The organism is Nitrospinota bacterium, from assembly GCA_035528715.1.
Taxonomy (GTDB): Bacteria; JADFOP01; JADFOP01; order DATKYB01; family DATKYB01; genus DATKYB01.
The window spans coordinates 1-7,587 of sequence record DATKYB010000118.1; the positions used below are offsets into that span (position 1 = coordinate 1).

Sequence of the window (7,587 nt, forward strand, 5' to 3'; positions counted from 1 at the left end):
ATTAGATGGGGCTTTGGCCAGGGTTTCAAATAAGATAACGCGGTTTGGGGACTTTTTTGACTCTACTATAGATAGATATTCTGATCTCACACTCTATTCTGGCCTTATTGTCTTTTATTTCCTTAAGCAAGATATCATCTATATAATCCTTGTCTGTATCGTATCAATAGGTTCTGTTTCAACGAGTTATGTTCGGGCAAAGGGACAAAATGTTATTCCGATAAAATGTGATGTGGGTTTTATGGAAAGACCGGAACGCATTGTTACATTAATTATCGCTGCCCTTTTTAACCATATACATATAGCCATTTGGATTCTTGCAATCCTAACACACTTAACAGTAATCCATAGGATTTTATATGTAAAAAAGGCTCTTGAGAATCCTGCTCACTTAGAGAGTGGTGAATTTAAGGTACCCAATATCTATGAAGGAAAGAGTTCTTTTAAGACATCATTGATGAAGATACTCTTTTTAGATTATGAAAGAATGACCTGGCAGTATGACCTTATATGTGGAATCATTATATTCATCCTTATCTTTCCACCTTTTTAAGCTTCATCAGAAAAAAATGTCATCATTTTTTCAGGTAATTTCTTTATAGTATAAATTGTATTAATAAATCATAAAATTTTTTAAAAATCTATTTCTTCTTTTTCTTTGTTACTTTTTTCTTCTTTTTTGCCTTTAATCCAATTTTCTCATATATCAAGTCCATATTAACTGACCGTTCAAAGAGCTCAGCCCCTCTTAAAACCTTTTCCGCAACGCTTCCTACAGAACATGACTGAGACCAGAACGTCCATGCGTACCCATAACAATTAAATCTGCATTAAGACTCTTAGCTTTATTAACTATCTCGAGAAAAGGCTGTCCCGATGTCATTTCTGTTGATAAATTATACTTCTCATAATACTCTTCAGGAATCAAGCTTCTCAATTCCCTTTCCACTTCTTCCTCTTGCTGTTTCTTGATCTTCTGCAAAAAACCTGATTCGTAGTTTATTTCTGACAAGTCCATTTTTGGTTCTCTTAAAACATGAAAAACGACTATCTTTGCATTAAATTTTTCAGCTATTGAGATAGCATGATCCAAAATATTTTTAGAATCCTTGGTAACAGTTAGGGATACTAAAATATTTTCTATATTCTCCATGTTTGACTAATCCCTTATAAAAAGATTAACAAACAGCTTTTTAAATTTTGTACAAAATGATAGGAAAAAGAAATAAAAATACACTCTCAAAACCTACCTCTTTTTCTCAAGTCTGGGCATTCAAGATCTATATCCTTTTTATAAAAATTTCATTAGCAATATTTGAATCCAAAGCTAAAGTTGTTTCACCAACCTCAACCACGATGGAAGGGTACTTTTGGTGAAGTTTAACAACACTTCCAGGAACCAGTCCCATTATAGTCAAATGGTCTAACCTTGAGTGATATTTTGATGTTAAAAAGATAACCTTGGCTTTTTCTCCAATATTCAATTCTTTAAGGGGGAAAACCAATGGTTTGAGCGATCTCTCTGTTTTTTTGCAACAAGGCCCAGGAGGAATAGCTTTTCCATGGGGGCAAACAGGAGGATGGCCTAAAAATTTACAGATATTTTCTGTTACTTCAGGATCTAAGATATGTTCAAAACTGCAGGCAGTACTTTCTATCTTTTCTTCTCTTATATTAGTCAGAACTAAAGAAAAAAGGCTTTCGGCAAGGCGGTGTCTCCTCACCACTACTCTTGCCTTCTCTTCTCCTTTTTGGGTAAAATCTATTTTATTTTTATTTATATTTATATAAAGCCGGTCCTTAATCTTTTCAAAGATTTCATTAAAATCAGTCCCCTCCCAGTTTTTCTTTAAATCTTCTATGGAAGATTTTCTCTCTTCCCTTAACATCCATATTGTTTCTAAGATTTCTTCAATTCTCTCTTCCTTAATCATCTCTTTATCCTTTTCTTTTGAATAATTTTTTAACAAAATCTACAATTTTCGACTCTTCTGCAAACTTGTAATGACAATTTGGACAGCCGATTAAATTACAGTCGCATTTTATCGAGCACTCAGTAAAACACTTAATATCCTCTAACTTAAAATTATATCCACATAAAGGGCAAGTTAAACTCTCTTTCTCTTTTGAGACCTTGTTGTTTAAATCTCTCATAAAGAAATTCCTAATCTAATAAGGATAAAATTTAAAATTCCCCCTACCAAAAAGGCAAACGGAAAGATAAATGATATTATGCCTAAAGATATCTTAAAGCCCCTCTCCTTAACGATCATAAAATAATTTGCTACGCACGGAACAAAGAGAGTCAATGTAACCAGGCCAACCACCATCTGGATAGGATTTAATGCTCCTGCCTTAACCATAAAAAACAAACCTGCTGCACCATAATCTCTTCTGAAAAATCCAATTATAAAGGCCTCAGTTGCCTTTGCAGGAAGGCCTAAAAAACCCACAACTAAAGGGGATGCAATGAATTCAATTAATCTTAGTATCCCTGACTTATCAAATATAAAGAGGACAATGGTTCCCAAGATAAATAGAGGCACGGCCTCCTTTAAATACCACTCTATCCTAGCCATGGTCTTGATAAGGATATTCGAGAACTGAGGCTTTCTGATTGGAGGAAGCTCTAGAATAAAGTCAGAACCTTTTCCAGGAATAATGAAAGAGGCCAAAAAACCTACTCCGAATAAGACAAGAATTACTGCACCGCCCCATATCAAAACTGCCTTAAAAGATAAAATACCGAGAATACCCAAGATGACCCCTAACTGGGCAGAACAAGGAACCCCAAGGGCCAAAAGCAAGGTTACCAATACTTTTTCTTTTTTAGATCCCAGAATCCTGGTTGTCATTGTTGCCATTGTTGCACAACCAAGACCAAGAACCATAGGAAGAATCGCTTTACCATTGAGACCCATTATTTTGAATATCTTATTAACCATTACCGCTAACCTTGGAAGGTACCCTGTATCCTCCAGAATACTAAACGCAATAAAAAATGTAGTTACGATGGGTAAAATTAAAGCAATGGCATAAGTAAGAGCTACAGTAATAATCCCATATTCACCAATAAAAAATTCCTGAATAATCTTTACGGGAAATAGAAATTCAATCATCTTTTTTGTCCATGGATTTATGTATTGGCCAAAAATGGTCTCTTCTAAAAAATCTACACTAATCTGAGCACCAAAGTTTCCTACGAATTGATAAGTCAGATAGAGAACTCCAAAGAGGGTCATTAGTCCCCATAATGGGTGCATGGTGATCACATCAAAAAAGTCAGAAAGCCTGCTTCGAGTTGCTTTCTCTTTAGTGCTTGTTGCTCCAACAATCTCATCAACCTTCTTTAACCTTTTACGATTGATAACAGTCCGTAAAGGTTCTGTATAATAGGATTGTGTTTCTGTTACAATAGAATCTATTTTACTTTTATTATCTTGAGAAAAGGTCTTTCCCATCCATTCCTTAAGACTCTCGTCTCCAGATAACATCATCAGGGAAAGGAATCTCTTAGAGAGATTCGAAGGAGGAAGGAGATGACTTAATAACTCTATAGCCTTTTCTATACGATCATCGTACCGAAATAGTGAATTTGATTTCTTGGGATGATGAAGACATTCTTTTAACCTGTCAATTCCCTTTCTTTGTATGGCTATGGTAGGTACCACATCAACTCCCAAAAGTTCAGCAAGTTTTTTATCATCAATTGAAAATCCCCGGCTTTTCGCCTCATCCAGCATATTAAGGGCCAAAACATAGGGAAGCCCAGCTTCTGAAAGCTGAGTACTGATTAATAAAGCTCTTTTTAAATTCTTTGAATCTGCCACCTGAACAACCGCACCATCTTTCTCATCCATAAGAATATCCCTGGTAACCTTCTCATCTTCTGACATAGGAATGAGGCTATTAATACCAGGGGTATCTATAACAAGATGTTTTCTTTTATTGAATGACGAAAATCCGTGGGTAACCTCTACCGTTGTCCCAGGATAATTTGAGACAGTAGCATATCGACCCGTAAGGAGACCAAATATAACACTTTTCCCTACATTTGGGTTTCCAACTAGTATTATTTTATTAATATTACCAGAAAACTCTCTCTTTCTTCCGCTCATAAAAATCTAAGTCTCTTTACTTATAAAAAATATTTCAGGACTTTTTTCTGCAGTCTTTACAAAGACCGTACAACTCTAATTTATGACTGAGGACCTCAAATTTCTTTTCTCTGCTTATCTTATCCTGAAGCTTTTCAATCATCGAATTGGTAAATTCCATTATCTTCCCACACTCTCTGCAAATTAGATGATCATGATGGATATGATCCACCATATGTTCATATCTTGTCTGGCCGCCACCAAAATGGAGCTCTTGAGCCAAACCGCACTCCTTTAAAAGATTCATCGTGCGATAAACCGTTGCTATGCCGATCTGAGGATCTTTTTTAATTACTATTCGATAAAGCTCTTCGGCACTAATATGTTTCTCTATAGAAAGAAAGGTCTTTAAAATAGTTTCTCGCTGTTTGGTTAGTTTCAAATTCTTTTCTGCGATATACTCCCTTAATAACTCTTTTTCTTTCTCCATAAATCATTCCTATAAAATGATTTTGATATGCATTATCAATATACTCTACAGACAAAATGTTGTCAAGAAAATTTAAAGAGAAAAGGGGAAAGGCTTAAACGATCACAGAAAGAATGGTGTAGCCTGCTTTTTCAAGGTCTTTTTTTATGGGCTCAGGATCCAATGTGCCCAATCTGAATACATTTATCCTTTTATTTTTTTCATCATGGGAGGTTGTAACAACACTTATGATATTTACTTTATGCTTTTTAATTATCTTTGTTACCTCAGCTAATTGACCTGGTCTATCCTCAAGTTCTATTTCAATACGGCTACTCTCCTGTCCCATACCCATGACTTCTAAGAAAATTTCAAAAATATCTGTTTCAGTTATAATACCAACCAGTTTATCATTCTCCAAGACCGGAAGGCCGCCTATCTTTTTATCCCTCATAATCTGAGCCGCCTCTTCTATCGTAGCCTGAGGAGAAATAGTGATGACATCCTTTGTCATCAACTCTTTAACCTTAATCCTATCAAGAAGATAATGAACCTCCCAAAGATTTAATGAGGTGGCAGGTGATGCCATAGCTGAACGGAGATCCCTGTCAGAAATAATACCTACGAGTTTACTACCTTTCATTACAGGCATACGTCTAATCTTATGTTTTTTTAGCATATCGATTGCTTCTATCATGGAGGCATCTTTATCGACCGTTATTAAATTCCTCGTCATTCTCTTACCGACAAACACAAAAACACCCCCTATCCGTTAATCAGTCAATTAATAATATTATAACTCTCCTTCTATTTTTATACAACATAAAAAACTTGTTTTTTTATCTTCTAAACACCTTTCCTTAAATTTTTTATTAAAATTGCGAAATTTATCTTTTGAAGCGAGAAAATTTTACAGAAAAGATGTTTTTAGAAATTAAGGAAATAATACTTGATAAATATAGTCAGTTATGTAATTTTATAAAAGAGAATGGTTTCCTCTTCCCTCTTAACCCTCCTTTCTTTCACCTTCCAGATGGAAGAGGAGGCCAATGCCTTCTATCAGTTTAAGTTGCTTTAAATTCCTCATATATATTTTTTCTTCCAGCTTTTTCAGTAAAGCAAAATTCTATAAATTCATCTATAAAGTGAGCCTAACCTGTCTTTTTAGAAAAGAGAATTATTGGAAAAGAAACAAAAAATTAAAAATTTTTTAAAAAATACTTGACAAAAATAATCAGGTATATATAATTCAGCCTTATTTAAGATAAACTTGACTAAATTAGTCAGGATTATTATTCAGGATTATTATATTAAATATTAAATAATTTAACACTTTAAAGGGAGGTAAATTTTATGTCAGTACAGGTTCGTATACCAAGTCCGTTGCTGAGCCTCACACAAAATAAAAGTGAGGTTAACGCTGAAGGCAGTAATGTTAAGGAAGTTCTAGAAGATCTGGAAAAGCAATTCTCAGGTCTTAGGGAAAGACTCTTTGATGAGAGTGGTTCAGTAAGGAGATTCATTAATATCTACATTAATGAGGAAGACATCAGATTTTTAGATGGGGAAAACACCCAAATAAAAGATGGGGATGAGATATCTATTATTCCAGCAATAGCAGGCGGAAAATAATAGATTCACTCTATATTTAAGTTTAGAAAAATGGAAGTAAAATGCGAGAGCAAAGAACTGGCTAAGGGTGTTACCTATAATTCTATTTTGGATTTGATAGGAAATACACCTCTTATTAAGATAGAAAAATTAACAAGAGGTCTTAAAAATGTTGAAATCTATGCCAAAGCCGAATGGTATAACCCTGGAGGTTCTGTAAAGGATAGGGCAGCCCTTAGTATGATTGAAGAAGGGGAAAGAAGCGGGCATTTAACAAAGGATAAGATTATTCTTGATTCTACATCGGGAAATACAGGTGTCGCTTATGCCCTTATAGGAAATGTAAAGGGGTATAAGGTCGAACTTGTAATACCTGCAAATGTTGGAAAAGAAAAAAGGACCATGATGCTTGCATATGGAGCAAAGATTATTTTTTCAGATCCTCTTCTGGGCTCAGATGGTGCCCAGGTTTTGGCTAATGAAATATTTAATAAGGAACCTGAAAAGTATTTTATGCCTTGTCAGTATAATAATCCTGCTAATGTGTTGGCACATTATAAGACTACTGGCTTAGAGATTTTGGAACAGACAAATGGAAAGATTACCCATTTTATTACAGGGGTTGGAACAAGTGGTACCCTGATGGGAACCAGAAAGAGGTTAAAGGAGTTTGATGAGAAGATTCAGATTTTCTCAATAGAGCCGGAAGAGAGTTTGCATGGTATTGAAGGTTTAAAGCATATGGCGACTTCAATCGTTCCCAAGATTTATGATGAATCATTACTGGATGGCAGAATATTTGTTAAAACAGATGATGCCTTCAATATGACCCATCTTTTGGCCCAAGAAGAGGGAATATTAGTTGGTTATTCTTCTGGGGCTGCATTGAAAGGGGCATTGGAGCTCGCAGAAAAAATAAAGGAAGGGGTGATTGTTACCATTTTTCCAGATAGCGGAGAGAGATATCTGGATTTAAATAATAACTGACAAGCAGAAAGGAGGACAAAAATGGTAAACAAAGATAATATTAAGCTATCAGAGGATGAATTACAGCGTTACAAAAGACAGATGATGATGGCAGGATGGGGAGAAGAAGGTCAGAAAAAATTAAAGGGTTCTACTGTATTTATGGTCGGTGCTGGGGGGCTTGGCTGCCCTGTGTCTATCTATCTAAGTGTTGCTGGCGTTGGAAAGATAATTTTATGTGATTTTGATACACCTGATCTTACAAATCTAAACAGGCAGATCCTTTACACCCATAAAGACATTGGAAAAAACAAGGCGATTTCAGCAAAGGAGACTCTTTCTGAAATCAATCCAGATGTAACCATTGAACCGGTCACGGAAAAGATTACTAAGGAAAACATTGATCGTTTTGCCCATGATGCCGATTTGATTATCGACTGTCTC

General features: G+C 35.2%; 9 protein-coding genes. 4 read left to right on the forward strand and 5 right to left on the reverse strand.

From position 1 onward, the window contains the following. Positions 1-553: CDP-alcohol phosphatidyltransferase family protein (locus tag VMW81_08445; protein ID HUU50974.1), on the forward strand; the 553-nt coding region annotated here is incomplete at its 5' end. A 219-nt stretch (positions 554-772) separates the two neighbouring features. On the opposite strand, the gene VMW81_08450 is transcribed toward VMW81_08445, so the two are convergent. The 5 genes from VMW81_08450 to VMW81_08470 form a co-directional block, all read right to left on the reverse strand. After that, a complete protein-coding gene (locus tag VMW81_08450) occupies positions 773-1,153 on the reverse strand; it encodes a universal stress protein (GenBank protein HUU50975.1) in 381 nt (126 codons plus the stop codon). A gap of 127 nt (positions 1,154-1,280) precedes the next feature. After that, a complete protein-coding gene (locus tag VMW81_08455) occupies positions 1,281-1,934 on the reverse strand; it encodes a metal-dependent transcriptional regulator (protein ID HUU50976.1) in 654 nt (217 codons plus the stop codon). Positions 1,935-2,150: 216 nt separating this feature from the next. Next, positions 2,151-4,118 carry a ferrous iron transport protein B gene (gene feoB, locus VMW81_08460; GenBank protein ID HUU50977.1) on the reverse strand — a complete coding sequence of 656 codons (1,968 nt, stop codon included), beginning with the start codon at positions 4,116-4,118 and terminating at the stop codon, positions 2,151-2,153. 34 nt (positions 4,119-4,152) lie between these two features. After that, positions 4,153-4,587 (reverse strand): Fur family transcriptional regulator, encoded by a 435-nt coding sequence (locus VMW81_08465; protein ID HUU50978.1) that lies wholly within the window; start codon positions 4,585-4,587, stop codon positions 4,153-4,155. Positions 4,588-4,681: 94 nt separating this feature from the next. Next, positions 4,682-5,320, reverse strand: coding sequence for a CBS and ACT domain-containing protein (locus VMW81_08470; protein ID HUU50979.1), 639 nt, complete (start codon positions 5,318-5,320; stop codon positions 4,682-4,684). A gap of 599 nt (positions 5,321-5,919) precedes the next feature. Here VMW81_08470 and VMW81_08475 point away from each other — a divergent pair. The 3 genes from VMW81_08475 to VMW81_08485 all read left to right on the forward strand — a co-directional run. Then, the gene (locus VMW81_08475; GenBank protein HUU50980.1) at positions 5,920-6,198 is read left to right on the forward strand and encodes a ubiquitin-like small modifier protein 1; all 279 of its coding nucleotides are present in this window, start codon (positions 5,920-5,922) and stop codon (positions 6,196-6,198) included. Between the two features lie 30 nt (positions 6,199-6,228). Then, a complete protein-coding gene (locus VMW81_08480) occupies positions 6,229-7,164 on the forward strand; it encodes a cysteine synthase family protein (protein HUU50981.1) in 936 nt (311 codons plus the stop codon). 21 nt (positions 7,165-7,185) lie between these two features. Next, positions 7,186-7,587, forward strand: a 402-nt coding sequence (locus tag VMW81_08485; protein HUU50982.1) for a HesA/MoeB/ThiF family protein, incomplete at its 3' end; no start/stop codon positions are given.